This window comes from Zhongshania guokunii, from assembly GCF_040892635.1.
Taxonomy (GTDB): Bacteria; Pseudomonadota; Gammaproteobacteria; order Pseudomonadales; family Spongiibacteraceae; genus Spongiibacter; species Spongiibacter guokunii.
Genome location: NZ_JBFRYA010000018.1, coordinates 57,024 through 83,434, shown reverse-complemented (window position 1 = coordinate 83,434; position 26,411 = coordinate 57,024). Strand labels below are relative to the sequence as shown.

Genomic DNA, 26,411 nt, shown 5'->3' with positions numbered 1-26,411 from the left:
ATTAGAAACTGGGAACCGATAAAAGACGTTTATCTTAACCCGGAAAAGCCAGCGGTCGTGGACGAGAAAAACAAGGCGGCATAAATCAATCTGAGGCGACAACTACCTTGAAAAACGCCGTTATCTATGCTTTCAATATTGTCTATTGCGGATTCCGTTATGGTTTCATCTTCGATACTCCTTACTGCACTCTCTAATTCTTTAAATAACTCCCGCTCAAAATCATTGCCGTTAATTTCATATTTGTGCTGCTTATATGCCTCTTGTCTTAAACGATCCCGAACATCTCTATGTTTTTGAGCAATTACCAAATACCCAATGTACAGCGACCTCATGAACTCGGATTCATTCTTCCATAAGTGCTGAACAGCTTGAATGGCTACTGAATTTATCCTGTCCATTCCCATCATCGATATTGGGTCATGCCTCATTAGTGCTTTGATTAATAGCAGCTTGATAGTTAGTCTTTCGTCTGGAAAATCTTCTATCAATCTTGGGAGTACAAATAACGCAGGAACAAGGCCGTCGCCGATCTGGTGCATGTAATCATCATTGTTAACGATATCTGTATATTCAAATATGACTTCCCTGCAAAAATCTAGTTCGGTTTTTGCTAATTTTTCCTTAAAGTCCCGCAATAACACGGCGCATACATACGATGGTGTGGCTCGATCAAACAGTAATGTCTCCCCAATGTTGCCTTCTGAAAGTTGATTCCATATTTCTTTTGCCTCGCCCAAAGCAGTCAGTGGATCATTTTCATATGATTCATATTTTTTGTAGTTATCTCTATTATAGAGCCTGCTATCAGCCCAAACCTTTAAACCGGAATGTGTAAACGGCTTGCTCGCCTCTCGCTGGGACGTTTCACTATATTCCTTAAGCTCTGGATCAATCTCTGGATTGAATTCTATTGCTATACCATTTTCTACTTCCTTCACTTCAGGTGACATTTTTCTTTTGTCCATACGGGCTAAATATAAACGCCATGTTTTATCTTGATGTTTTTCTTGTTCTTTATCTGGTAAATCCATGTAGTGAACATCAAGGATTTCCCAAATTTCCTGAAGCCTTTTCTCTGACTCCTCCTCGCTTACTTCCTCTGTTCTAAAAAACTGGTAGTGAAGCGCAATACTTTCTAATGAGAGTTTCCGATGTTTTTGGTCACAGGCGCTTATCCTTTCATTTTCGTGATATTGATTTATCTGATTGATGCTAAAATTTTTTAGCGAAGTAAGCTGAGTCTTATGTGTTTGATCCAGCATCATTCGAGATGTGTCAAAGAAGAAAAACTCTTTTGTTCTGAATAGAATTTTAGCTACATTGAATGTTTTCTCAGGAAACGCACATACAACGCTTGCAACAACTCCCACGAGTGCAGAAGATTCAGATCTAGTTAGGATATAGTTTAGATAATATTCAAGCGTTTGAGCTTTGGTGTTTTTTCCTCTCTCAAGAAAAAAACGTTCTAGTGACATTAATATTGATTCTAATAAATCAGGGTTTACCTGTGTACCTCGGTACATGCACCAAAGACGATTTGAAATAGGTAGATCAATTTCCTTCCCATCATCTAGTAACAGTGTTGCTGTTTCAATCTGGCCCTTATCAAGGTTGGATTCTGCATATTTTTTTGAAGCATAATTTATTAGGTCGATAATGAAGTTTAATGTTAATTCTAAATTGGTTTGCAGCAGGGCGTATATGGGTGTTTGATAAGCACTGGCTGGAAAATAGTCTTGATGTCCATTCTCAACACCAAATTCATGATCTAACTCTAGTCTTGATCCATAAAAATAATCGTCGTTTTCTGGTTGTTCATACACCCAAAGGCATTTGGCTAGAGCGATCACTTTTTCCGGAATTTCCATAGCAACATTAAAGCATTCCATTTTTGTTAAAATGAAGTCACTCATTAGATGATATGGATCGTTATGTCGCCTCCAATTATTTAGAATTATTTCATCAACGATAGCTTCAAGTTCACTTTTAATTTCACCTACCCCATACAGAATGGTGAGGATTAACTGCTTGGAAAAACCATCATCCCTAATATAGACGTTGTTTTCGAATCCTGATTTGTAAAAAGACAATGCAATTAAGCTGGAATATTTAGTTGCGTCGCCAGACTTGTTGTGGCTGTTCCAGTCGTAGAGGGTGGGCAATACAAAATTGAGATTATTAACACCTATCTTTTCGAGATTGTCATTGATGAACTTGATAAGCGATTTCCATCCGTTTCCTTTCGGCTTGGTTATTACATATTCCATTGATAAAATATCCGGCGCTCTCACACCAAGCCTATCAAAAAAGCTATTGTCTATCTCCTTGCATCCTATTCTTATCAGCAAACATATCCGTTTGAGAAGCCGGAAGTCGTCTTCCAATAGTGAATCTTTATTAACGTTAAAAAAGTAATCGGAATAGTCGGATAGAAGCATAGAAACGAGAACTTCATCTTTCCACAAATTAGATATTTTGCGAGATGACAAGGTTTCTACAATAAGATGGCTAACTTCTTCATTGGCCGCGCTAAGTTTCTCTGATAGCCACCGCCTGAAAACCCTTCTTATGGGCAAAGACTGTTGTATTCTATCAAAAAATATTTCTGAATTTTCTGAGGATAAAAAATTACTCTCGACGAATTTATCGAGCGCCCATTCTTCATAAATATCATGAGTAATAAAATATCCACGAGCGGACTCATAGCTAATTATTCCATCGGAAACCAACGCTTTTTCTACCGTTTCATTTGAGTAGCTAGAGCCTGGAATTACGAAAAATCTTCCTGAATTAGCTCTTTCTTCGGCAAGATGTATAAAGAATTGTTCTCGTTGTGGGGACCGTTTTGTAATGACTCTTGGCCATAAAGACTCTTTGAATTCAAAGTAGCCTGCGCCTTTGCTTTCCTGATAATGCCTCAAATACTCTCTGAGATAAAATGGAGTCAATATAAGCACTTTGAGCTTTTTATCATCAGGGATGACAAAATCATGTTTTTTAGCAAGCTCGAATAATGTATCTTCGTTCAGATTTTCTAGATGTACCGACTTAAAGCTAATTTTGTACACTTCATATAGTTGAAAAATCAAATCATCTAGGTAGGTATTTCTCGTGGTGAACCACACCCTCCATCCGGCTTTGATTAAGCTGGATAGGTACTCTTTAATGGGATCAGTATTTTCTAGAGCAATTAAGTGTTCGGCTGAATCAATGACAACTGTTTTATTGTCAGCCCCCTCATGTGCTTCAATAAAATCCTTTAAAAAAACACCCGATAAGAACTCATTCAAGTTGCTAACAGAAAATTCCGTCGCCTTATGGATATAAAAGGCATCATTTTCCCCCTTATTGCCATAAAGCTCTTTTATTAGAGCTGTTTTCCCTGTGCCGCCTTCGCCACTTATAATTAACGCGCTAGTATCTGACTTTTCAATTTCTGATATAATATTAGAGCGATTGATTGAAACATCTTCGTTGCCAAATGTTATAGCAGTTTCAATATCGTCCAGAATTGCACCTGCATGAGACTCAAACGACTCCAAAAGACCAAATAAATTATCAGATTGAGTGAAGAAGTACGAAGTGATCCGGCTACAATCATCGACAACAAACGGCGATTCGAAAAAGCTACAGCATCTCCATTCAATTTCTAAGTTGTTCTCCTTTGCCTTTTTCTCTGCTTCTATTTTTCCTTGTGGTTCCTTTCCTTTGTTTTGGCCCCACTCTGAATTTGTGTAAAAGATTATTTTATTTAAATCAGGGTAATCACGTTTCGCTTTTGTAATCGTTTCTATTATGTCATCTTTGTGGCTAGATAATGCGGCATCATAAAATTTAGCTTGCCAACCAACATTAACTCCATTTGAGGAAATTGGATTGGTTTCTATCGCCGATTGGTTTTTATAACGAAAAATTCCAGTTTTCACGCTAAATTCATTGCAAAAAAGTAGATAACACATCCACTCAAAAGCATTTTGTGGATTTTCTGAAAATTTTGCTTTAAATATATCCCAGTCAGTTTTAATCAATTTCATTTTCTCATTTTGTGAGTTTTAACTGATATTGAAACGATATCATCTGCAAGATTATTAGGGAGTTTGGAAAGGCAATATAATCCCGCTTTGGTTCAAAATCAGATGCTCGCTCGGTGCCGTATAACAGCGAATTCAAATGCGTTGCGCTTTATAACTCGTGTACATAGCGAGTCAAATCTTTGAGGTGATTAAGCAGGATTATTCTATTTGAATCAGGGTGATAGTAAACCTGAAATGATTTTTTCATTTGTGTGCATCCTGCATTTGATGTGGAATCTCTGAGCATAATCACTTCTCAATAAAAATCAATTACTTAAGTGATTTCCATCAAGATTAGTGAGCGCCATGCTGCTGAATACGAGTTTTACAGCTTTAATTGGGCTTCCCCGAGTAATTTTGACAATTCAGCGACTGACCGCTTTTGTGACGCTATAGCCAAACACACCCTGTATCTGCGGGCCGCTTCCTGATCTGGTAATAAGCGGACAGTCAACTCAGTTCGCTGCTTTGCGTTAGAGGAGCGTTGCACCCTCAAGGCGTGCGGCTTTTTTGTCAAAAGTTACCAGAGGAAGATTATTTTCAATGGTGCTCAAACCAAGGTGCAGGCAGTCTGCGAAATCGGCGTTGCCTCGACGATAATGACTGACCGCTCTCTCTATCGCCAGTTCAAGCTGAAAGACTAAATCGTTAGTCTCCAAAAGGGACACCAGAGCTTTGATGATGGAAGGCTTTGGCATTGAATAGCGGGATCTAAGAACCCACTCTAGCTCAAGTACTACGGTTACCGGAATAAAGAGACGTTCCCCACCTTCGATAGCCGACTGCAACATAGCCTTGACCTTAGCTGCCTGACGAGCATCATCTTTAACCAGCCAGCGGACGAGAATATTTGTATCTAAGCTTCTCACTTTTCTTGCCCGATACTCATATCTTCAATACTGACTTTTGTATTAGTTGGATTGCTATCAGACAGACTTCCTTCCAAATCAAGGATAGATCGATTTTTTGCGCGCATTATCACGGTGCCGTCTTCAAGGGTATTGAACACAACCCGTTCGCCAGCGTGCAGCGACAGAGAAACCCTAATATCGACAGGAATAGTGATCTGACCCTTGCTTGTTACGGTAGATTCGGACATTAATCAAACTCCTTACATATCTCCTTATTGTAAGGCTGCATGTAAGGTGAGTCAAATAGATCTCTGGGTTGGATGTTCCGGCCATAATATGGGTGCACTCGTGGCCATATTATGGGTAAAACCCCGCTGGGAACTGGAAGCCACACCGCAAAAGACGCTCCTTTTGGCCAACTTATGGTTCAATTCCCCTGCCAATTTATGGGTAAATCAAAAAGGCATATTCCAATAATCTCAGGGTTGGATGGTCATTTTTAGTTCGCGCAAATTAGCTATAAAGACACAAATTACAGTTGCCCCAATACCTGTGGTTATGCTCACGAAAAGGATAAACCATTGTGGTGGGCTTTCAGGTGTTGAGCTGAAGTACAAATACGAGAACGCAACTGATGCAAGTAAAACGGTTATGTATGCCGTTCTAGTCCGCAGAGAGTTCATAATACGACTATATGTGTACCACTTCTTAAGGCTGATCATCTTCAATTACTCCGAAGATTTGGTGTAGAAGCTGCGAGGGTAAACTTTCCCGCATAGAAACCTACAGCGGGAGCGATTACAAATGGCACGTACCCAAGCGCGTCATCCAGACCTGGTATGCTGGTTGGGCTAACTTGGCTAATTATAATCATTAGCGTTACGCCACTAAAAATAGCAGCGGAAATACCTACAAAAATAGCTTTGTTCATCATCTTCTCCATGTTTCTTTCATTACTCTACCGGTCTTGTCACAGGTACTTCTATCCGGCAATGGTTGCGTAGAAGAATGATAGAAATGCTAGCGAATAATCCAAACAAGCCGATTGGTATATTACTAAGCTTACTGCCCTCGGATATCTCACCAAACAGCCACCCCTGAGACAGGGCAATACCAACAACAACTAGAAGGATGATCGTTCCAATTGCAAGCCAGTTGGGCTTAAGCTTTATGGATACCTCTGTGCTATTCATGCTCCCACCTCAAATATTTTCGCTCATATTTTACTCCCCGATTAGATCACTTAGCGATACAGCTACATCGGCAAACGGCTCTACGGCTACAATCTCTGAACCCATAAATATCCCCGTCGAATCCCAGTCATCGCCATTAAGTTTGAAGGTTTCTAACGACCCTGCCAGCGGATCAACAATCCAGAGATATTGAACGCCGTATCGAGCGTAGAGCGGCTTCTTTTCGTGTCGGTCAACACTGGCTGTTGATGGAGACAGAATTTCGCAAATCCAATCAGGAACCACAGTGAACTTGTGTGCGTCAGGGATATGAGGCATTCGGGATTTTCGCCAGCCCGCCACGTCAGGAACGACGACAGCCTCGTTCAGCTCAAGGTGGACTTCTGGCTCTTGAAGTATCCACCATCCACCAGGGCCACCCCGTCCTTTTTGGTACGGGCCGTGGTATTCCGCGCCGATATTGGATGCGGCGAGAATATGCTTTCCCGCTGGTCGTGGTTGGGTGCGTAGCTGCCCATTAATTATCTCCCCTCGCACGGAGGGAGGAAGGCTGGACAAGTCCCGGTACAAATCTTGTTTTTCAAGTTCGCCCATAAAGGTTGCACCTTAAATCATCTGCACTTATTATGGTACGCATTGCGTACCAGTGCAAGTAGACGTTACTTCCTATTTCCGCGATTCTTTCACTCTTTCAATTGCGTCATAAGCAAGTGGTGGCATGGTTCGGTAGTCCTTTGACTCCATGGGCATCCTGTAAGTCTTTAAAGCTCTCGGGGAAATGTTAGAGGCACCCGCAAGCTCGTCCCATGTCAAGCCGAGGTTTTTTTTTGCATTATTGAGATAAGTCTTTTGATCCATTTCTCACATCAAAACAGTACACATTGCGTACCATCTTACAGCTACTCTATGTCAATGGAAAGCAGGCAAGTGAAGCCCGCTACAGGTAGTCTTAAAGCCGTGGTCAATCCTCCTGCTCCATGCATCAATATAAACCAGCGTCATGTCTAAAGCTTCCTTTCAGCTCCCCGCCTGAATCGAAGATATCCTTGATCTTGAGCTGTGCCACCTCGTTGATCCGCATCCCGCTCCCGAACAGCATCCAGAGTAGGGCAACATTACGAGTCGTAGTTCCTCGGGAGGCAGCCCACAAAATATGCGCGAGCTGTTTGGGGGTCTCGATTATTTGTGCTTTCCCGCGCCCAGGCTCGTAAATTGCTTTTAGCCGATTGTTTGGTCGTCGCATAAATCCGTCTCTGAAGTATCACAAACGCCTCGATACGGTGAAGTGTGATATATGCTGTTTTAAAAGGAGTTTTTAACGCTAAACCTAGCAAATTCAAGGGTTCATGGGAATATTCCGCAAAGGGCTGGTTTGGAATCTACTTTGTTGCGGCCTCAGGAACATGTGGAAAACGACCACTGTGACGGGCTTGCTGTGTCTTACTGTCTGCCTTACTAGTTGTCTTACCCGATGTAAGACCCTATACTCAGGTATGGTGGTAAAGCCAAATCGGGAGATTAAAGAAATGATTAAAGGTGAGTCTACAGTCAGTGAAAAGGGCCAGTTGGTTATCCCTCGGGAGATTCGGCAGGCCCTGGACGTGCAGCGGGGAGACAAGCTGGCTTGGGTAATGGGTGACGATGGCGTTCTACGGGTCACGGTGGCCAAGGGGGACCTCATGGCGCTGAAGGGCCGGATTAAGAGTGGTGGACGGACTGTCTCCGTGGAGAAAATGGATGAGGCTATTAAAGCTGGGGCGGTCAACGAGTGAAGGCCCTGGATACCAACGTGCTGGTTCGGTTCCTGGTCGATGCTGAAGGCGACCCGGAACAGCACGGCATTGCGGTAGATTTCATCGAGGCGAATTGCACCGCGGAATCACCATGCGCAGTTTCAACCATTGCGCTATGCGAACTCGCCTGGGTGCTGCAACGGGCGTACAAGGTTCCCAGGGCTGATGTTGCTGATCAAATAGCCGCCCTGTTGGATGCGCAGCAACTGGTGGTCGCTGACAGGGAGCTGGTGCGCCGCGCCCTGTTCGATTATCGCCAGTCTGGTGCTGATTTCCCGGACCATCTGATTGCCTGGCTCGGGAAGGCTGCCGGGGCCGATGCAACGGCCACGTTCGACAAAAAGGCCAGCAAGGCCCCGCATTTTCAGTACATAGGAAAATAGGAAAGCTTGACACCCCCCTGAAGGAAGGGGATTCCCCAAGACCATTACAGCCTTGAGCCCAGGGCGGCCGTCAGGCCGCTGCCTTGTTATGCGCACTAATTGGTGTCTCGATTGAACTCCTCTTAATCACTTACAAAGCTTAGCCCGATGCACCGCAGCACACCATTCACCCTTGTTATACCTCGGTATAAAACAATTGATCGAAGAAGTATGACCCGACGTCTCTGAGCACAAGGTTGCCGCCCGGGCTCCAAAATGCAATGCCCCGATTTCCGTCATCAATGGTCGATTTTACGACGCGAAGAAGAACCCATCGCTGTAAAGTTATTACAAGATGGCGGTTGATATTTTACTTTGATTGCGCCTAAAAAACTTCTCGGCTCGCGCAGCCAGGGGCAGGCGGGTACCAGCACCCTCACTCCCACCGGTCAACCGGATGCAAACTGGCTGATGCACCATCATCATTATCGATTAAGTGATCACGTTCAAGCGGTACGACTGATCAGGTTCAGCGGAATACGCAACAATGCCCAAGACGACGCTTTAGCTATAGCACTAGCGATGAATCATCTAAGAAATAGTCGTCGTTAGAAAATTAGCTTTTATTATACCACTACAATCAAACTAAATTATAAGGAGTGACCAAGCCGACTGTAAGTATACATGTAGGGATTTACGGTTTTCGCAGCGTCAAATCAGCGGATTACCTAATCTTTTCTATTTCAAATGACGCAATCTTTTGCCAAACACTCTCAGAATATTTGAACGGAATAGTTTCTCGGTATACAACGAGCCATCACTAATACGAATTTTCAAAGAATATATAGTTAATTTGTCGAGCACCCACTACCCCGTATATGTCATCCTTCAAATATTATGAAACAATAACCTGCCACCTAACATCATTTGTCAATACAGATAGCGACAGCGAGAAGACATGAAAACGCCAAACGAAGATATTCAACTTGTTGCCTGGGTAAGCAAAGACGTATATCAACTTATCCAGACAGCAGCTGAATCAACAGGCTGTAGTGTTTCCCAATTTACTGCAGACGCCGTTGTGTCAAAGGCGCGCACAGTAGCCGAGCAGGCAACACAGATTACACTATCCATGATTGGTGCAGAACAAATGCTCGCCGCAATAGAAAGCCCTCCTCCGGTTTCCGAATCGCTGCAAAAAGCAGCTGTTAGACACAAGGAGAAAAATTACTATGAGTCTGATTTTTCAGCCGGCAACTATAAAGAGTAGCGGAGACGTCATGACTGAACCAACTGATAAAAAAACACATATTGAAGAACCTAGTGATAAAGATCGCCGTGTTATAGACCCGGTGGCAAAGCCCGGTGCCCGGGAGGATTTTTTTGACAAATCGAAGCAGCATCAAGTCGGGGAAGATTTTACACGAGGCGATCAACTTCCTGATCCAGATCGAAATATTGATTGGGATGAGATATTCGGCTCAACGGATGAAGTGTAGCTGGTGAGTCAAATATAGTAACTCAGACTCTTCGTAAAAATTCAGGTTTAAATAGGGCGATAAATAAATACCCCCCGTACGCCGTATCACGTTAGTTTTTTCGAAGCATCTAGTTGGCTAATAACTATTGGTCCTTTATAGTCAAGATAGATTTATATTGGCAAACATTACGAATTTCATATAGAAACGTTATCCAACGGGCTTATAACGCCCTTCCAGTTTCGATACATTACGTGAGCACCGGCTTCATTATCAGTTAAGCCTTTAAGACCAAGTAATCCTTGTATAGTCCGCTCATTCTGCCCAGATTCGAGAAGGTGTGCGGCGAAACTCATTCTAAAAACATGGGCTTTTGGTGGTTGATGAATCTTTGCGGCGGCGAATGCAAGATTTAATAACCTTGTTAAGCTGAATGGGTGCAATTGGTTGCGTATCATGACCGCTGACGCTAGATCCCTTTCTCGTCGAGGAAATGAAAATAGGAATTGCCAAGATATTTCCTTTGCTGCAGACGGATTCGCAACACTTTCCGCCGCGGGCAAGGAAACGTCACCGTAGCCATCTGCAATGTCTTGCGCGTGAATCTTCTTAACAAGTGAAATTTGTTTTACCAACGCGGGAATTAGGCTTTGCGGAAGTAAAGTAGTGCGATCTCCACCGTCTTTTCCTCCACGTACAAAAATATTGCTATTATCGAAGTTAATGTCTTTCACCCGCAGTGACAGCAATTCTGATTGGCGCAGGCCGCTTCCGTACATTAGCCCGACTTTTAAGCGGGCCGTGCCGCGAAGCTTTGAAAGTATCTCGGCAATCTCCGCTCGACTATAGGTACCTAGAGCGCTATTTTTTTTGCGTTCCGACTTGCGTTTTATCTTACTCATTTCAAAGCCCCAAAAGTTCGTGTAAAAGCAATATAATGTCTTAAACAATAGTTATAAGTATCTTCATGTTACAACGCCACCTTACTTTGGTAGATACGCGGCTTTAGTAACTCAGTCAGCTTATCTTGAATAGCCATCCAAAAATGATTCATGTTACTTGCTATGCGTCATAATAATTACGAGCTACACATTCACTATACGCACCGATTTAATCCTGTCAAAAACGGGTACACGTATAGTTTTTCTTTCTGACATTAAAGGAAATTTCAGCACCTATGAAAGTGCTCTATGCTTATTACTATCGCCAAATCTCGCTTTTATAGCTGTATGTCGATGACTCGGTCTGCGCCGCAAGACTTAAATTCGACTCAACGCTACGGCAAAAATCGCTGGCGCTGATGCTCATCAAAGATATCTTTTCGCGAAAGCCAATCTAGCGTCTTGATGACAGGAAGTGCGCCATTTTCGAGCGTCGAGTAACCACCATCAAGCAGCACGAATTTCTTAGTGTCACTTACCATAACGGTGACCTCAAAGAGCTGATGCACAAACGAGAACACCGAGCAAAGAGCATTGAAATGCAGTAATGACAAGGTGATGACGAAAACATAAATTATGTAAATCAACATACAAATTTGTCATTACTGCATTCAGATATCCACAATGCAATTATCTTCAAAATCCGGATTCAGCCAGTCGGGACTATACCCGCGCGGATTGCACACAACGCGCGTATCTCCAATTTGGTAGTCACAGCTATTGTGAACATGTCCGTGCACCCAAAGCCTAATATCGTGGTTTTCGATCATGCCATCGAGATGCGAGGCATAGGCAGCACTAGTGAGTTCTTCAGATAGCGCTGGCGCTATCGATCTTAACGATGGCGCATGGTGCGTCACTACAATGTTTTGCTTACCCGCGCTTTCCGAAAGGGCATTATTAAGCCAATCCATCGAGCGATTGTGGATGCCAGTCATGCTCACTGGATTAAGCTTCGAGTACCCAGGCTCAACTCTGATCTTCTTGAAATCAGACATTTCCTGCTGGCAAAAGTAGCCCGCTAGCCGAGCATCACCGAATAACTTCAGATCAGTCCACAGGGTACAGCAAAAAAAAGAAACACCATCGATTTCAATGCTGTCATTCTCGAGCACATGAACATGTGTTCCAGCGGCCAGCTGCTTTGCCTTTTTCATAAGGCTTGGGTACTTCTCACCATAGTATTCATGATTTCCGAGCACGGCTACGACAGGCGTATTGGGAAAAGTCTTTATTGCCCATTCAATGCCGCGGGTTTTGAGATTAATATCGCCAGCGAGAATGACCACGTCAGCATCTGTATCAGGGATACAGATTGGCTCAAATTCAAGATGAAGGTCGCTTAAAACTAATAGCTTCATTGGTATCCCTCCACTGTCGACATTCCTTTATGCACCGTCATTCCCATGCCCTCAGTTGATCCAAATCGAGAGATCGGAAGTTTGGCACCCACTCGCAGAGCGCAATATACAAGTCTTTTGCTTTATGAATAGGAATCGGCTCCATGCACATTGCTCTTTCCACAAACCATAATGGCGCAGCTTCAAAATCAAATTCGTCAAAATAGCATCCTGAATAGTAGTACCCAGCTGCCTCTCCTTGATCTAGGAGCATATATCCAGGATCGATCTCAACGAAGCCACTACTCATGCCCTTTTTGTATATGTGCCAAATCAAACTAGTTACTAACATCATCATCCCCATTAGTTTATGAAGATATCAACGTAACTCAATAAAAATGGAGGTCAAATCAGGGCGCATTTTGGCGCTACGTCAGTAATACCGGGACTTAGCGGGCAAGTACTTCTCGATCAATATCATAAATTGTATCACTTAGGCATAGCTGCCAAGAGCAACTTAGCCTATGCCTTTAACACAATTCATGAATCCAACGGCCTATTCTTTTTTCTTAAGTAAGGTGTCAGTTCACCACTGTCCAATTCACCTTTAGCAAGCAATGCTTCTTTAATAAACACATAGCTCAGGTCCGGATTATCAATAGCGATTCGTCCGATCTTGGCATCGTACTCAATTTACTGCGCCACACCGCGCCCGCTAGCCTTTGCTCGAATTGTTGATTCAAGAACAAAGCCATCATCCAAATTAATACTTTTACCCACATGCCACCTCGATATATCCCCACTTGACCATATAGATATCCGCCACACAGTTCGTAGACGGTGATTTAACGTAACACGCCTAAGATAGTCGTCAAATCAGGAAGCAATTCACAACCAATGGGGCTCTATTAACCGGTCACTCCTGTAAACCAGACTAAAATATCGTCTGGCCGAAGCAGAAATGCGTAAAGCCACGCAGATCCAGTACCGCTGATGTTTCGATGAAAACGCCAGCGTATCTGATATTTTCAGGATCAATGTTGATATTCTGGCTCAATAAATGGCCATGGCTTATTCATATAAAGCCATCCCAAAAAATCCAACGCCAATTTCAAACCCCACTCATTACCACCAGCGAGGATCGCATCTTTCAGATCGCGCCCCCAAAATGGACCTAGCCCTAAAGGCCGACAAATAATAGTGGTATCTATGCCATAACAATTCATGAAGTTATTGATGTCAATCACACAAGAAATCGCCATGGTATGCGCATCCGTAATGCTGCCATCTGGAAACTTTTCCGTGAGAGTAAAACCCAGAATTTCAATCTTCTCCTCATCACTAAAGCCCCATTCCCCTAAAATCCGTACTGCAGCTTCCCCAGCAAAGCGTAGCTCCGTCATCGTAAAATCTACAATATCATCGAATTCATAACGCGGTATCATGTTCTTCTCCACAAAAAAACCAACGTATGCGATTTTTTTAGCAACGCAAAATGAGCGTGCATCGGTGAAGAACTGCAGAGTTGACACCCTTATGGGGGTGGATTTCGAAACTCGCTTAACGGAATACCCAATTTAAGCGCTTTAGTAAATGACTTCTTAAATTAAGCTGCATGAATGGCTAAGCGTCACATTAGCGCACGATATCCACCGCTTACCCGTCATGTACCTATCGACCTGTGCGAGTTGAGGGCTGTTTGGCGGGTAACTTCCCGCGTAAGGGGCAAGGATGCTGAGATAGTTAACTATGAGGATTATCAGCGCATGAAAGCTTCTATTGTTGATTTGCACTTAAAACATCCCCATTCGGTCATATCGAATGCATTTAAACACCTATGCTGCTTCATCACCCATTAAAATATATGCCTCTTGCTGATGAGGAAAAATCAGATGAACACCTCAGAATTTAAACCCTGATGAAGCTCACCAACGAACATTGATACACCACCCACTAACTGATATAATGTTAGTTATGTAGGTGGAACATACTTATCCCTCATCAAAAGAGAGCATATAAATGGCAGAGATAAAAGCGCACACAAATGTCACATTGGCGGATCAACTGAGCTATGTAGATAAACTACCTAAGGGCATGCCCTACATGGAAAATAACGGTTTCATGATTATGGGTGAAACCGACGAAGGTGAAGAATTCTCATTTGTTTCCTGTATCTTCCGCGTCGGCGGCGGCAAAGATGGCCCGTGGCAGGTCGATGACGTCTACAAAGGTCATACCACCTTTATGGCAGTCCCTAAAGGGCACACTGGCGGCATGCAGGACAACCACTTTATCGGCAACCGCACTTGGGCTACCGACCACTGGGAATCTGGTAGCGTTGAACAAGTCGGCGACGCGGTAATCTGGACCTTAGGCAAGCGCCAACACATCTGCCGCCCTCCCTACTGGGAAATAAAGGGCGAGCATATGGGCATCGAATTCGACCTAAAACTCACCGGTATCGGCGACGCACCCTACCACAAAGGCCCCTTTGCCGATTTGGAAAAGAACAATATCGCGGGATTTGAACACCCCGTATGTGCAGAAGGCACCATCAAAGCCGAAGGTAAAACCTACCACGTCAGTAATAAAAACACCTTTGGCTGCCAGGAAAAGTTTACCCAGCCAGCGTGGGACCTAGCCGACATTCTGCGCGGTGAAACGTACTACTGGAACTGGTGGGCCAGCGAAAACATACGGGTATTCATTTACTACTACCCGTCAGTGGGCAAAACTTTCAGCCACGTCACCGTTGACGGCGAAGAAATCCAATTCTCTGAAAATGGTCACAGCAACATCTCCATGGAAGAGAAGGAGTTCTGGATCGACCCCAAAACCCGTATGCGCGTACCGGTTAAATGGCACTTCAATCTGGAATCCAAGAACGGCGTTATCGACCTGGATATCGAAGCTGCACACCGAACCTTCTACAGCTACCTGACCACCTCGGGCGCCACCATGCACTACGGCCTGCACTCCCACGCCGAAGGCAGCATGAAGCTGACCGATGGCCGCAACTTCGAGCTCAAGGATATGCGTACATACATCGAGCATGGCTGGACCGCCATTCCGCTGAAATCCTACGCTGAGTAAGCAGGCGGGCTCATTTATTGATAGCTCCGGGAGCACTCGGCCCGGAGCTTTTTTATGTCTGGAAGATACTCGACGGGAGATGGAAGGGCCGGTCCAATCTTTTGCGTTTACCGCCTCCCGTCCAGCGCCTCCCTCTCAAAAAAAAGCCGCTGCTAATGACTCAGCAGCGGCTTGCTTTATTAGACCAAACTCTAACGAACAATCAATGGGCTCTTGAAGTTACGCAAATCTGGGCTGTAATTGGCAAAGTTGAACGGCAATACAATGCCTGGCTCTGCCCCACAAACAATGGGAATGGCCTGGATCATGGGCATCGCGGTGGCGTAATAAGCAGGCAGCGTATTATCCCCTTCACGGTGTTCCAGGTTTTCCTCTACTGATGCCATTAATTGAAACTGGCCACGCACTGACACCGGCTCTGCTTCAATTTTAATATTGTAGTAATCGCCGCGGTGTAAACCATCGGGCAAATCGCGTTCATCTACATACCAGATCTCTTCAAGGGTGATGAATTTTTTGCCATCGACAATCGCGTGGTAAAGAAAATTAACCCCATTTCGCTTACCCTTTGGAACAGTGAAAGGGATCAGCTTAGTATCTTCACGCGCAACAAAATATTTCTTCTCCGAATCTATACGATCTAGCTCCACCCCCATCACATGGCAAGTTAGCGCTAGGGTTTCTTCGTAGCCGCGATCGCCTACGTTTTCAATCCACGGTTTTTCTGACATTTCTGAGCCGTAGCCCAACCCACCCATCATATCGGCGCTCTCGATATGGCTATTATCAGAAAGTTCCTGAACGTGAATATGCTTTATTGTGGTAGACGCGCCAGTAAAGGTTGAGATAATTCGCTCATAGAGCCAGCCAGGATTAACACCCGTACCATGCAAGCAACTTCCCCCTTTTTTACACGCAGATTCCAATTTGTCGTGCAGGGCTTGAGAGTGATAAGCGGGATACCACCACCCCGCCGAAGTAACCAAGCTTTTGCCAGACTCCAACAGGCGGCAGGCGATATTCGTGGCCTCAGAATCGACATTGAGCTCGGCACTCATATTCACCGAGAACAAAACCACGTCAGCCGCCATTGCAATAACCGCCTCTTGATCTGTGGTCATACAAACGCCAACAGCGTCCATTCCCAGATACTCTCCAACATCTACACCATTCTTACTCTCGCTGTATGCCAACACCGCAACTAATTCTAGCTCTGGCTTTTTTATCACTTCTTTTAGGCAGGCATTACCAACAATACCAGGCCCCCAAACTATTACTTTATAGGGCGCACGCATAACTAACTCCTTATCATTTATTTGAATATCAATTGATTATAGCCATAAAGAAATATAATCCAAATGCAAATAATGCTATGTTGCTATGACTTATATACATATCAAAGTATTGAGAAAGAAGCGGCCACCACCATGAAAGCCCTCAATCTACAGAAGCTACTCCACGCGCTAGTGGTCACAGAGGAATGCTCGCTGGTGGCAGCCAGCAAACGGCTACACATTACCCAGTCGGCACTCACCCGAAGCGTTAAATCACTAGAAGATGACTTGGGCATTGCTATATTTCGCCGAAAATCTACTGGAGTTGAGCTGACTAACGAGGGTGAAAGATTGATGAAGCGCGCCCGTGCCCTACTAGAACAAGCGGGGGAATTTCGCTCCGAAGCGAGATCACTAAGCAGCGGTTCACGCAGCGTCGTATCATTCGGACTCGACCCAATACTTTCCCACAACCTTTTATCAACTCAATTGAAAACGCTTATTTCTGAATCTAGGCTGATGCAAATTCAAGTAAAAGTAGATTCACGCAGTACTTTACTAGCCATGCTGCTAGAAAAGAGTATCGATTTTTTCATCGCCGACATAAGTGACTTTAAACCGAGCGACACAAGCAATATCAACATAGAAAACCTGCAACACTTGCGCGGGAGCTTTTTTGTTCGTCGTCGCCACCCACTAAGCCAACAACAGCATGTTTCCCGTGCAGACATTTACAGCTACCCAATTCTCACCCCAGCCAATGTCCATGAATCTATTTGGGAAGAGCTAAGGTGGCACGGAGTTGACGCCGACAAAACCGAACGCAGACAACAACTAATTTGTCCCGATATGACAATATTGAAAGATGTCACAATAAATTCCGACGCGGTACTCGCCAGCTCTGACCTATCAGTAGCAGAAGAGTGCCGAAAGGGCAAACTCGTCAGAGTAGATCATCGTATTACTGATCGCAGCGATTTCCGCAGCATTGGCTTGGTAACCTTAAAGGATGGCAAGCTTGGCATTCATACCAAAGAGATCATGTCGAGCCTAGCAGCGACGCTTCGCGATATATCTGCCCCATAAACAAAATCCACAGCCTTACTCCTTATAAAATAGGATGATTGAACGCAAGCCTAGCACCGTCACGCTGAATTGCTTCAACCTCAAGTTTTTCAAGACAGACGTCAATTTCCTTACCTATCAAACTCGCCATACGCACCTGCTCCAGTTTAGGCCAAGTAGCAGTTAACCCAGCACGATAAACCTCCTGAATCTCATCGTCATTGCGATATTGATAAAGCAGTTTGCGCAGTCGTAGATGCTTTAAATCTAGGGATATATTGATATCACCGACATAACTTTGATCGAGAATTTGATAAAAACCACCCAAGGCAAAGTCTAGCGGCCCCAACAAGGCTTGATCGCCAGTCCAGCGGCGAATATTTCGAACAGACTCCTTTAAAGCGGTGAAATAAACGCGCTTCAGCGAGCGAAACAGCGTTTCTTGGTATTTAGGATTCAGCTCCATTGTATAGAGAAGCCCCGCTGGGTTAATCATACTGACGATATAATGATTCACCCCGTATAAACGCGAGAGTTTTTTAAATGGCAAATCTTCCGCTGTTGAACCATCCACCCAAAGTCGACCAGGCAAATAGGCCTTAAGTCGCCCTCTGGAATCTTTGGCCTCTAACTGGACAGGCGGTGCCAAACCACTGGGTGATGACGACGCTTTTACTGCCGAACGGATAGTCACATTGGGCGAGGTCATGGCATTCATCAACCGCGACTTTTGATGTTTTTCATGCGGCGCAATAGAAATATTAATATGGCGACCAGTGTGCTCGTAGGCTTCTTCAAACGTCATATCCCCAACAAACGAGTCAATCATGTCGTCCCGAGCCGAGGCTACCACACTGCTAGAGCGCGCTCGCAGCAGTTCAGCGGCCTTAAAAAACCGGCCGTCATAGCGCTTATTTTTAAAATGAGCTCGCAGCTCGTCGTCTTTTAATGTGCCAATTTGCGCACTTACCCAAGAACCCGCACTGGCGCCAGAAATGACCTTAGGCAGCAAGTCTGCGTCAAACAAGGCATCTACGACGCCGTGATGAAAATAAATTAAACCCGCGCCACCGCTGAGGCTAAGCGAAGAACGCCCATAGCAGTGGCTTGCGCGGCGAAAGAAATTCAGTTTTTGCTCACGGCTAATCTCCGCGTCCGGCGCATCTACAACACGATGAAGTGCACTAGCAATCAACTCAACAAATTCAGCTATAAGTTTTTTAGTACCAAAACGCGCATGACTATAAAGCTGAGCGCTACCCATACCGGCCATATTACCGTGGATGCCCTCGTTAAGAGTGAATAACAATTCCTCGTAGTCGCCCTTGTCCATACAATCTTTCAAGCGCCGATAGCGTGTCATTATCTGATTCGAATCAAATAGCCCGCTGTCATTGCAAGTCTTCCACTGCTCGGCGCGGGAAATTACATCATGCTCCATCGCGAGGCTTCGCCACTCATTGTAATTAGCGGCATCCAACATAGCTTTTTCGATCCGCGCTAATTTTTTACTCGCAAGTGGATTAAACATTATCGTCTTTGTATTCCCGCGTTCAGCCCCCCTTGCCACAGACTGATTCATAGGTATGACTCCCCTACTGACTCACAATGATCGCGATAACATTTTTCAAAATACGCTTCTACCAAGTGATTGACCGCGTCACTTTGTGGGCAATGTCCCAAATCAAAAGCATGCTGCGCCCCAGGCACTAACAGGAATTCAAAATCGTTAGTCGCTAAAGCCGCTTGAGCACTAACAAAGGCCTCAGCTTCCTTGTAATCAATCAAGCAATCACTGCTGCCATGCACTATTAAACAAGATGGCATATGCGGGCCAACGTGATCTATTGGCGACGCCTGCCGCCATAGCGCTTCGCCGACCTGCGCCACAGTACCAGGCATTACTTTGTTCTCGGTGAACTCGACAATTTTGGGGTCCTTAATAATGTCGAAACGATCAAGGAAGTCGTAGCGGCCATAAAACGGCGCGACAGCCTGCACGCTCGTATCGCCATCAACATATTCCCGCCGCTGCGCTGCCGACATAAGGCCCGCTAAAGCGGTAAGATGGCCACCAGCGGAACCGCCGGTAAGCACCACAAAATCCCCTCGCCCACCATATTGCCCTGCATTGGTTTTTATCCAATGTATCGCCGAAAGCACATCAACAATCATTGCAGGGTAGCGATGCTCAGGGCCAAGCCGATACTCAATATCACATACCAACCAACCCCGCTGCGCCATATCATGAACCAGGGGCCGCCCCATCTGCCCCTTCTTACCCGTTACCCAAGCGCCGCCGTGAATATGAATTAAAATAGGCTTTGGTTCGCAGTGGTCTGCCAATGCATAAATATCCATACGTTGCGCAGATAATTCCCCATACGCCACGTCGCGAGTTATCTTTAATCCCCGCCGCTCGCAACGCAAAACCAACAGCCAGCGCCAGATATCCTTTAGCGAAAATGCGCGCGCTCCCCGCCCAACAACACCGAGCTGCAGCGCCATGCCAGCTGCCAAACTACGTACTTTACACTGCATAAACAGCGAGCTCATCGATATTAATAGTGCAGCAAAAGCGGGGCCTGCTACCCAGATTTCATTTCGCCAAGCTAAGACGATAACCATCGTCACCACGATAATGGGCACCACAAATAATTGCCCAGCAATGCTCAGCGGCCAATATAACGCAGACCACATTTTAAGCTGACAATATCTCAGTGGCAGCAAGCCTGAAAGTGACACAACTAAGAGAAAAAAAGTGATACTAACCATCATTTATACCCGCCTAGCTACAATACAAAGTACCAATATAAGAGGAATAAGTACTAATTATGGACAGTTTGAACTCCTCGCTTTGCCGAGTAACAAACTCATCCATCACGCTGAAATAGCTTTGCGTTTGACTGGCAGCACAAGTGCATTTGATTTACCGACCAATAACTGACAGTATGTCAACTATTAAGTCGAAGTAACACAAAAAGCTTTGACAAATTTCTGCCACATGCGCAAACTATAACTGACTACTAGTTATTTTTTACAGACACCTATAATAGCGTTGCCAGCTCTGCTGGCCCGAAAGGAGAAGCCAGTATGAATATGGACGATATGGTCCTGATCAGTGTTGATGACCACCTGATTGAACCGCCCAATATGTTTGATCGCCATACACCAGCAAAATTTAAAGGCCGTATGCCCCACATCGTGCAAGGCCCGCAGGGCGAGGACATGTGGATGATTGGCGCGATGCCGGTTCCCAATATTGCGCTAAACGCTGTCGCTGGTCGCCGCCCTGAGGAATACGGATTTGAGCCCACCGGCTTTGCCCAGCTTCGCAAAGGCACTTACGACGTACACGCACGCATCGGTGACATGAACGTAAATGGTCAATTAGCGGGCTTGAACTTCCCCTCTTTTGTGGGTGTGGGTGGCCAAACCCTAGAAAAAGTACAGGATCGTGAACTGGGTTTAGCCATTGTTCGCGCGTGGAATGATTGGCACATAGATGAATGGTGCGGCGCCTACCCTGGCCGCTTTATTCCCGTTGGTATCGTCAGCAATTGGGATCCCATTGCCGCCGCCGAAGAAGTACGCCGCATTGCCAAAAAAGGCTGCTACGCCATCTCCTTCCCGCCCAACCCAAGCCTAAGCAAATTGCCTAGTTTGCACAATCCAATTTGGGATCCGCTGTGGAAGGCCTGCAGTGATACCGGTGTGGTTGTGTGTTTACACATCGCCGACGCGTCAAACGCCGTACCGTCAATAGAGTCGCCTGTTGATGTCATGATCGCCAATATGCCGGTTTCACTTTACGCAACGGCGACCGATCTGACCTTCTCACCCATTTTACGCAAATTCCCGGACATTCGTTTCGCCCTATCTGAGGGCGGCGTGGGCTGGATTCCACACTTCTTAGAACGTATTGACTATGTTCATGAGCGCCACACTTGGACAAATCAAGACTTTGGCGGCATGAAGCCCAGCGAGCTATTTAAAAAACACGTCTATACCTGCTTCATCGATGACAAAGTTGGCATCAAAGTACGCCACGATGCCGGCCTGTCAAAAATGACATGGGAGTGCGACTACCCCCACTCTGATTCAACCTGGCCTAAGGCCCCTGAAACACTTTGGCCTAGCATTAAAGACATTCCAGCTGCCGAGATCGACATGATCACGCACTTGAATGCCATGAAAGCATTCCAGTTTGACCCTTTCAAACACATCAAGAAAGAAGACTGCACCGTTGGTGCCCTGCGTGCCCAAGCTGGCGATGTCGACCTTAGCTTCACTGACACCAAAGGTAAGGGCGTTCCACCGGCCGAACACAGTGGCCCCGTGACCTTTGGCGATGTAACCGGTCAACTAAGCAAAATGATTGATGTCGGCGCGAAGACATAATCAGGCAACAATATAGTCAGTCTTAAGACCATAAGCCTGTCCGCAGTATGCGCGACGGGCTTTACACTAAAACAGCAACTGACACTATGTCATTTAACGGAGTAGACATGGCCCTTCTTAAAGACAAAGTCGCCATTATCACCGGCGCAGGCCGAGGACTGGGCGAAGCCTATGCAAAACTACTTGCCGCACACGGCGCAGCCGTGGTCGTTAACGACCTAGGCAAAGACGAAAGCGGTCATTTTTTGGCCGAGCACGTCGTTCAAACTATTGTCGCCGCAGGTGGCAAGGCCGCAGCCAACACCGCTGATATTGCCACTATGGACGGAGGTGCCTCGCTATTACAAACCGCATTAGACAATTTCGGTTCGGCCGACATTCTCATTAATAACGCCGGTATTTTGCGCGACAAAAGCTTCCTAAAGCTGACGGAAGCCGATTGGGACAGCGTGCTAGGTGTTAATCTAAAAGGCATGTTTACCGTCACCCAGCCGGTATTTGCATGGATGAAAGAAAATGGGGGAGGCGTAATCGTCAACACCAGCTCCACGTCCGGCTTAGTCGGCAACTTTGGGCAATTAAATTACGCCGCAGCCAAAGCTGGGGTATTTGGTATGTCTAATGTCTTGACCATTGAAGGTGCTAAAGCGGGCATTCGAGTATGGACACTAGCCCCTGCAGCCACATCCGCACTAACAGCCCCCCTAATGAACGAAGAACAAAAGCAACTTCTCGACCCCGCACATGTGGCGGAGGCGGTGTTATATATGGTCAGCGATCTGTCGGGAAATAAAACCGGACACTGCCTGTTCGCCTCTGGCCAGAGTATTCGTGAACTGAAACTCGTGTCCGCCGACGGTATTCGCGGCCGCGGTGAAAACAATAGTCTGACAGCCGAAGGCATTGCCGCAGCCAGCGACAAGATCTTCCTCGACGCACCAACGATGGTCATCAACGACTTCGCCAAGTAATCAGCACAGCAACAGAGAAAGGCAAATTTATGAGCAAAGCATTAATCGCCGGCGTTGGCATGGTGAAATTCACTAAACCCGGAAAAAGCGAAGAGTACGACGTACTCGGCGCCCAAGCCGCCATCGCTGCATTAAAAGATGCTGGCATCGATTACCGTGATGTTCAACAAGCCTATGCCGGTTTTGTGTTTGGTGACACCTGCTCTGGCCAAACAGCACTCTATTCTGTTGGCCTAACTGGGATTCCCATTATCAACGTCAACAACGCCTGTGCAACTGGGTCTACCGCGCTATTTTTAGCGCGCCAAGCCGTGGAATCCGGTGCGATTGACGTTGCCCTAGCCGTAGGCTTTGATCAAATGCCCAGCGGCGCTCTGGCCAGTAATACCAGTGACCGCAAAGCCACTACCGCGCGCTTAGATCAAGCGGTAGCCAGCATTCAAGGCTGGGACGACAAAGCCATGCAAGCAGCTCAGTACTTTGGCGGCGCAGGGCGTGAGTATATGGAAAAATACGGCGCAAGTGCCGACTTGTTTGGCCGTGTGTCTGTTAAGGCTCGCGACCACGCCCGTCGCAACCCCTTTGCGATGTTTACCGACCCACTTAGTCTTGAACAGGTCATGAGTTCACCAGCCATATTCGGCCCACTAACACGTTTAATGTGCTGCCCACCAACCTGTGGCGGCGCAGCCGTACTAGTAGTATCTGACAGCTATGCGAAAAAGAAAGGTTTAAGCAATTTAGTTGAAATTGCTGGGATGGCTTTAACCACAGATACTGAAGCCAGCTTTAACAGCGGCAGCATGATCAATGTGATTGGCGCAGACGCCGCCAGACGCGCATCGGCTGCAGTTTATGAACAAGCTGGTATTGCACCTGACGACGTCGATCTCGTTGAACTGCACGACTGTTTCTCAACAAATGAAATCATTAGCTATGAAGCTTTGGGTCTATGCCCAGAGGGCGGCGCAGAAAAATTTGTGCACGATGGCGACAACACCTACGGCGGCAAAGTCGTCACTAACCCTTCTGGCGGTCTGCTCTCTAAAGGACACCCATTAGGAGCCACCGGCTTGGCACAAATCACCGAACTGAGCTGGCATTTACGCGGCACTGCAGGCGAGCGCCAAGTGCCCAATGCCAATATTGCCCTGCAACACAATATTGGCCTCGGTGGTGCTTGCGTAGTTTCGGTATTAAAACGCGCTTAAGCCCCATATCGGTATGAATTTAAGGAATTACGCATGGCATTACTCGACGGGAAAGTAATTGTGGTAACTGGCGCCAAGGGCAATCTCGGCGCCACGATGATTAGCACCGCACTCAATGAGGGCGCAAAAGTCATCGGCCTGGACTACGCTCAACTCGATTTTCAAGCTGAGAATTTTGAAGGTTTTAGCGGCATCGATCTCACTAATACAGAGGCCACCGCTGCGCTATTTACACAAATAGCGAGCAAATATGGTCGCATCGATGGCCTCGCCAACATTGCCGGCGGCTTTTGCTGGGAAACCTTGGCCGACGGTGACGCCAGCAGCTGGGACAAGATGTTTCGCATCAATGTACTTACCGCCAGCAACGCCTGCCGCGCGGCCCTACCCGCACTCATTAAGAGCGCTGGCAAAATCGTTAATATTGGCGCAGCGGGTGCAAGCAAGGCAGGTGCGGGCTTTGGCCCCTACGCCGCGTCAAAAGCTGGGGTGGCAAAATTAACTGAATCACTAGCAGAAGAATGTAAGTCGCAAAATGTCTGTGTTAATGCGGTGCTACCCAGTGTCATCGACACCCCGCTAAATCGCAGTGACATGCCCGACGCAGACTTTTCAAGCTGGGTAAGCCCACGGCAATTGTCTGAGGTCTTATGCTTTTTATTATCAGCCAAAGCCGACCCAATCACCGGCGCATTACTCCCCGTCACCGGACGAGTCTAAAGTAATACACTAGTAAAGGAACTTATAAAAAGAATGCAAAGTTTCGATTACATCATTGTTGGCGCCGGCTCTGCAGGCAGTGCCTTAGCGTACCGCCTAAGTGCCGATCCAAAATGCTCCGTTCTTTTACTGGAGTACGGAGGCATGGACCGCGATCCGTTTATACACATACCCCGCGGTTTTGCAAAAATTTTGCTCGGCGATAAGCTTATTCACCGCTACCCTATCGACCACAAAGGTTATGAGGGAACGAATGAGGAATGGGTTAGAGGTAAAGTATTAGGCGGCTCAAGCTCAGTCAACGGCCAAGTATATATGCGCGGTTTTGCAGCGGATTACGACGCCCTCGACATACCCGGCTGGGGCTGGAAAGAGATCGGTGGCGCCATGAAAGCAATGGAAGACCACGAACTAGGGGAAGCAGAGTTTCGCGGCATCGGCGGCCCCCTAAAAGTCAGCCAACATCCGACACCATCAGCAATTTGCGATGCCTTTATCCACAGTGCGGAAATACTCGGCGCACCGCGCTGCGAAGACTTAAATAGCATTACTGATCAGGGCGCTGGCTACCAACCGCGAACCATTTACAAAGGTCTTAGACAAAGTGCTGCAAAGGCCTTTTTAGGGCCAATTCGCCACCGCAAAAACCTCACTATAAAAACCCATAGCAATGTACAAAAAGTCATTATTGAAGACAAAATTGCAAAGGGTGTGCGTGTGAAAACACGCAAAGGTGAACTGGTAAATTATTTCGCAAATAAAGAAGTTATTTTAAGTGCTGGCACCGTTGCCACACCAAAACTTTTGCAACTCTCTGGTGTTGGTGATGAAGCGCTGCTGCGCTCATTGGGAATTGAAATTAAAGCTCACTCTCCTTTAGTCGGTCAAAACCTCATCGAACAACGCTGCGCGATGCCAAGGTTCGGCGTATCGCATGGCAGCTTAAATCACGACTTGCGACCACTTGGCTTGCTAAAAACCTTGTCAAAGTATATCGCGCTACGTGATGGACCTATCGCATACAGTGCCTTTGAGGTCAGCGCCCTAATCAAAACCGCAGAACACTTGCCACGCGCAAATGCTCAAATAGGTTTTACCCCAGTGTCTGTAGATCGCCACGGCACCTCAATCACCCCTGACAAAGAACCTGGGGTGTTAGCCTGCAGCTATACTCTCAAACCAAAAAGCCGTGGTTACTTACAAATTACTTCCAGCGACCCCGACGCACCAATGTATATCCAGCCTAATTATTTACAACATCCAGATGATCAAAAGGACTCTATTGATTTATTTAGATTAACCAGAAAGCTATTTAAAGCGCCGCCACTGCAGACCTACAACGTCACTGAAATGTCACCGGGGCGGCAAGTTGAAAGTGATGAAGAAATAATAAATTACTACCTAGAGATGGGCAATTCTGCATTACATGCAACCGGCACTTGCCAAATGGGTCGCGATGAAAAGTCTGTACTGAATGAAAAGCTACAGGTACGCGGAATACAAAATTTAAGAGTTGTAGACTTATCAGTTTTCCCCGAAATGACGTCCGGAAATACCAATGCGCCAGCTATGGCTATTGGATGGCGGGCGGCAGATCTAATTCTAAGTAAATAAAAATAAACTATTATATAAGCAAGGTGAA

24 protein-coding genes are annotated in these 26,411 nt (G+C 46.0%); 11 read left to right on the top strand and 13 right to left on the bottom strand.

Annotated elements, in window-relative coordinates; translation table 11 throughout:
* Window positions 1-29: 29 nt before the first annotated feature.
* The 5 genes from avs4 to AB4876_RS16780 all read right to left on the bottom strand — a co-directional run bounded on the left by avs4 (window position 30) and on the right by AB4876_RS16780 (window position 6,714).
* Window positions 30-4,037: an AVAST type 4 anti-phage nuclease Avs4 gene (gene avs4, locus AB4876_RS16800; protein ID WP_368382896.1), complete on the bottom strand. Its 4,008-nt coding sequence runs from the start codon at window positions 4,035-4,037 to the stop codon at window positions 30-32.
* 512 nt (window positions 4,038-4,549) lie between these two features.
* The gene (locus AB4876_RS16795; protein ID WP_368382895.1) at window positions 4,550-4,945 is read right to left on the bottom strand and encodes a type II toxin-antitoxin system VapC family toxin; all 396 of its coding nucleotides are present in this window, start codon (window positions 4,943-4,945) and stop codon (window positions 4,550-4,552) included.
* Entirely contained in the window at window positions 4,942-5,175 is a 234-nt protein-coding gene (locus AB4876_RS16790; protein ID WP_368382894.1) for an AbrB/MazE/SpoVT family DNA-binding domain-containing protein, read from the bottom strand. The genes AB4876_RS16795 and AB4876_RS16790 overlap by 4 nt, the downstream gene beginning before the upstream one ends.
* Window positions 5,176-5,651: 476 nt before the next feature.
* On the bottom strand, window positions 5,652-5,858 hold the full coding sequence (locus tag AB4876_RS16785) for a hypothetical protein (protein WP_368382893.1): 207 nt from the start codon (window positions 5,856-5,858) through the stop codon (window positions 5,652-5,654).
* A gap of 292 nt (window positions 5,859-6,150) precedes the next feature.
* A complete protein-coding gene (locus tag AB4876_RS16780; protein ID WP_368382892.1) occupies window positions 6,151-6,714 on the bottom strand; it encodes a Uma2 family endonuclease in 564 nt (187 codons plus the stop codon).
* A gap of 932 nt (window positions 6,715-7,646) precedes the next feature.
* Between AB4876_RS16780 and AB4876_RS16775 the strand changes: the two genes are divergently transcribed.
* From AB4876_RS16775 to AB4876_RS16760, 4 genes are all read left to right on the top strand, one after another.
* Window positions 7,647-7,892 (top strand): AbrB/MazE/SpoVT family DNA-binding domain-containing protein, encoded by a 246-nt coding sequence (locus AB4876_RS16775; RefSeq protein WP_368382891.1) that lies wholly within the window; start codon window positions 7,647-7,649, stop codon window positions 7,890-7,892.
* Window positions 7,889-8,296, top strand: coding sequence for a type II toxin-antitoxin system VapC family toxin (locus AB4876_RS16770; RefSeq protein ID WP_368382890.1), 408 nt, complete (start codon window positions 7,889-7,891; stop codon window positions 8,294-8,296). The genes AB4876_RS16775 and AB4876_RS16770 overlap by 4 nt, the downstream gene beginning before the upstream one ends.
* A 937-nt stretch (window positions 8,297-9,233) precedes the next feature.
* The gene (locus AB4876_RS16765) at window positions 9,234-9,545 is read left to right on the top strand and encodes a type II toxin-antitoxin system TacA family antitoxin (protein ID WP_368382889.1); all 312 of its coding nucleotides are present in this window, start codon (window positions 9,234-9,236) and stop codon (window positions 9,543-9,545) included.
* A gap of 10 nt (window positions 9,546-9,555) precedes the next feature.
* Window positions 9,556-9,774, top strand: a complete 219-nt coding sequence (locus AB4876_RS16760; RefSeq protein WP_368382888.1) for a hypothetical protein — start codon at window positions 9,556-9,558, stop codon at window positions 9,772-9,774.
* Between the two features lie 176 nt (window positions 9,775-9,950).
* On the opposite strand, the gene AB4876_RS16755 is transcribed toward AB4876_RS16760, so the two are convergent.
* From AB4876_RS16755 to AB4876_RS16735, 5 genes are all read right to left on the bottom strand, one after another.
* The gene (locus tag AB4876_RS16755) at window positions 9,951-10,655 is read right to left on the bottom strand and encodes a tyrosine-type recombinase/integrase (protein ID WP_368382887.1); all 705 of its coding nucleotides are present in this window, start codon (window positions 10,653-10,655) and stop codon (window positions 9,951-9,953) included.
* A gap of 374 nt (window positions 10,656-11,029) precedes the next feature.
* Window positions 11,030-11,284, bottom strand: a complete 255-nt coding sequence (locus tag AB4876_RS16750) for a hypothetical protein (RefSeq protein WP_368382886.1) — start codon at window positions 11,282-11,284, stop codon at window positions 11,030-11,032.
* A 21-nt stretch (window positions 11,285-11,305) separates the two neighbouring features.
* On the bottom strand, window positions 11,306-12,055 hold the full coding sequence (locus tag AB4876_RS16745) for a metallophosphoesterase (RefSeq protein WP_368382885.1): 750 nt from the start codon (window positions 12,053-12,055) through the stop codon (window positions 11,306-11,308).
* Window positions 12,056-12,092: 37 nt separating this feature from the next.
* Complete coding sequence (locus AB4876_RS16740) at window positions 12,093-12,386, bottom strand: hypothetical protein (protein ID WP_368382884.1); 294 nt, start codon at window positions 12,384-12,386, stop codon at window positions 12,093-12,095.
* A gap of 682 nt (window positions 12,387-13,068) precedes the next feature.
* Window positions 13,069-13,479: a hypothetical protein gene (locus tag AB4876_RS16735; RefSeq protein ID WP_368382883.1), complete on the bottom strand. Its 411-nt coding sequence runs from the start codon at window positions 13,477-13,479 to the stop codon at window positions 13,069-13,071.
* A 574-nt stretch (window positions 13,480-14,053) separates the two neighbouring features.
* Between AB4876_RS16735 and AB4876_RS16730 the strand changes: the two genes are divergently transcribed.
* Window positions 14,054-15,127: a hypothetical protein gene (locus AB4876_RS16730; RefSeq protein ID WP_368382882.1), complete on the top strand. Its 1,074-nt coding sequence runs from the start codon at window positions 14,054-14,056 to the stop codon at window positions 15,125-15,127.
* A 191-nt stretch (window positions 15,128-15,318) separates the two neighbouring features.
* Here AB4876_RS16730 and AB4876_RS16725 read toward each other — a convergent pair whose 3' ends face one another.
* Window positions 15,319-16,422 (bottom strand): NAD(P)H-dependent amine dehydrogenase family protein, encoded by a 1,104-nt coding sequence (locus AB4876_RS16725; RefSeq protein WP_368382881.1) that lies wholly within the window; start codon window positions 16,420-16,422, stop codon window positions 15,319-15,321.
* Window positions 16,423-16,554: 132 nt separating this feature from the next.
* Here AB4876_RS16725 and AB4876_RS16720 point away from each other — a divergent pair, with 132 nt between their 5' ends.
* Entirely contained in the window at window positions 16,555-17,487 is a 933-nt protein-coding gene (locus tag AB4876_RS16720) for a LysR family transcriptional regulator (protein WP_368382880.1), read from the top strand.
* Window positions 17,488-17,509: 22 nt separating this feature from the next.
* On the opposite strand, the gene AB4876_RS16715 is transcribed toward AB4876_RS16720, so the two are convergent.
* Entirely contained in the window at window positions 17,510-19,048 is a 1,539-nt protein-coding gene (locus tag AB4876_RS16715; RefSeq protein ID WP_368382879.1) for a patatin-like phospholipase family protein, read from the bottom strand.
* Window positions 19,045-20,166 (bottom strand): alpha/beta hydrolase fold domain-containing protein, encoded by a 1,122-nt coding sequence (locus AB4876_RS16710; protein ID WP_368382878.1) that lies wholly within the window; start codon window positions 20,164-20,166, stop codon window positions 19,045-19,047. Before AB4876_RS16710 ends, AB4876_RS16715 begins: the two co-directional genes overlap by 4 nt.
* Window positions 20,167-20,559: 393 nt before the next feature.
* Between AB4876_RS16710 and AB4876_RS16705 the strand changes: the two genes are divergently transcribed.
* From AB4876_RS16705 to AB4876_RS16685, 5 genes are all read left to right on the top strand, one after another.
* Complete coding sequence (locus AB4876_RS16705) at window positions 20,560-21,867, top strand: amidohydrolase family protein (RefSeq protein WP_368382877.1); 1,308 nt, start codon at window positions 20,560-20,562, stop codon at window positions 21,865-21,867.
* A gap of 107 nt (window positions 21,868-21,974) precedes the next feature.
* Entirely contained in the window at window positions 21,975-22,838 is an 864-nt protein-coding gene (locus AB4876_RS16700) for an SDR family NAD(P)-dependent oxidoreductase (RefSeq protein WP_296434154.1), read from the top strand.
* Between the two features lie 29 nt (window positions 22,839-22,867).
* Window positions 22,868-24,049 (top strand): lipid-transfer protein, encoded by a 1,182-nt coding sequence (locus tag AB4876_RS16695; protein ID WP_368382876.1) that lies wholly within the window; start codon window positions 22,868-22,870, stop codon window positions 24,047-24,049.
* 33 nt (window positions 24,050-24,082) lie between these two features.
* A complete protein-coding gene (locus AB4876_RS16690; protein ID WP_368382875.1) occupies window positions 24,083-24,769 on the top strand; it encodes an SDR family NAD(P)-dependent oxidoreductase in 687 nt (228 codons plus the stop codon).
* Between the two features lie 33 nt (window positions 24,770-24,802).
* On the top strand, window positions 24,803-26,383 hold the full coding sequence (locus tag AB4876_RS16685; protein WP_368382874.1) for a GMC family oxidoreductase: 1,581 nt from the start codon (window positions 24,803-24,805) through the stop codon (window positions 26,381-26,383).
* Window positions 26,384-26,411 lie beyond the last annotated feature (28 nt).

Excerpts from the sequence above, each read along its gene's own strand:
- AB4876_RS16745 (WP_368382885.1), bottom strand. The coding sequence starts at position 12,055 with ATGAAGCTATTAGTTTTAAGCGACCTTCATCTTGAATTTGAGCCAATC.
- AB4876_RS16720 (WP_368382880.1), top strand. The coding sequence starts at position 16,555 with ATGAAAGCCCTCAATCTACAGAAGCTACTCCACGCGCTAGTGGTCACA.
- AB4876_RS16755 (WP_368382887.1), bottom strand. The coding sequence starts at position 10,655 with ATGAGTAAGATAAAACGCAAGTCGGAACGCAAAAAAAATAGCGCTCTA.
- AB4876_RS16700 (WP_296434154.1), top strand. The coding sequence starts at position 21,975 with ATGGCCCTTCTTAAAGACAAAGTCGCCATTATCACCGGCGCAGGCCGA.
- AB4876_RS16775 (WP_368382891.1), top strand. The coding sequence starts at position 7,647 with ATGATTAAAGGTGAGTCTACAGTCAGTGAAAAGGGCCAGTTGGTTATC.
- AB4876_RS16690 (WP_368382875.1), top strand. The coding sequence starts at position 24,083 with ATGGCATTACTCGACGGGAAAGTAATTGTGGTAACTGGCGCCAAGGGC.
- AB4876_RS16750 (WP_368382886.1), bottom strand. The coding sequence starts at position 11,284 with ATGTTGATTTACATAATTTATGTTTTCGTCATCACCTTGTCATTACTG.
- avs4 (WP_368382896.1), bottom strand. The coding sequence starts at position 4,037 with ATGAAATTGATTAAAACTGACTGGGATATATTTAAAGCAAAATTTTCA.
- AB4876_RS16735 (WP_368382883.1), bottom strand. The coding sequence starts at position 13,479 with ATGATACCGCGTTATGAATTCGATGATATTGTAGATTTTACGATGACG.
- AB4876_RS16695 (WP_368382876.1), top strand. The coding sequence starts at position 22,868 with ATGAGCAAAGCATTAATCGCCGGCGTTGGCATGGTGAAATTCACTAAA.
- AB4876_RS16725 (WP_368382881.1), bottom strand. The coding sequence starts at position 16,422 with ATGCGTGCGCCCTATAAAGTAATAGTTTGGGGGCCTGGTATTGTTGGT.
- AB4876_RS16730 (WP_368382882.1), top strand. The coding sequence starts at position 14,054 with ATGGCAGAGATAAAAGCGCACACAAATGTCACATTGGCGGATCAACTG.
- AB4876_RS16780 (WP_368382892.1), bottom strand. The coding sequence starts at position 6,714 with ATGGGCGAACTTGAAAAACAAGATTTGTACCGGGACTTGTCCAGCCTT.
- AB4876_RS16710 (WP_368382878.1), bottom strand. The coding sequence starts at position 20,166 with ATGTGGTCTGCGTTATATTGGCCGCTGAGCATTGCTGGGCAATTATTT.
- AB4876_RS16790 (WP_368382894.1), bottom strand. The coding sequence starts at position 5,175 with ATGTCCGAATCTACCGTAACAAGCAAGGGTCAGATCACTATTCCTGTC.
- AB4876_RS16705 (WP_368382877.1), top strand. The coding sequence starts at position 20,560 with ATGAATATGGACGATATGGTCCTGATCAGTGTTGATGACCACCTGATT.
- AB4876_RS16785 (WP_368382893.1), bottom strand. The coding sequence starts at position 5,858 with ATGAACAAAGCTATTTTTGTAGGTATTTCCGCTGCTATTTTTAGTGGC.
- AB4876_RS16765 (WP_368382889.1), top strand. The coding sequence starts at position 9,234 with ATGAAAACGCCAAACGAAGATATTCAACTTGTTGCCTGGGTAAGCAAA.
- AB4876_RS16740 (WP_368382884.1), bottom strand. The coding sequence starts at position 12,386 with ATGTTAGTAACTAGTTTGATTTGGCACATATACAAAAAGGGCATGAGT.
- AB4876_RS16760 (WP_368382888.1), top strand. The coding sequence starts at position 9,556 with ATGACTGAACCAACTGATAAAAAAACACATATTGAAGAACCTAGTGAT.
- AB4876_RS16685 (WP_368382874.1), top strand. The coding sequence starts at position 24,803 with ATGCAAAGTTTCGATTACATCATTGTTGGCGCCGGCTCTGCAGGCAGT.
- AB4876_RS16715 (WP_368382879.1), bottom strand. The coding sequence starts at position 19,048 with ATGAATCAGTCTGTGGCAAGGGGGGCTGAACGCGGGAATACAAAGACG.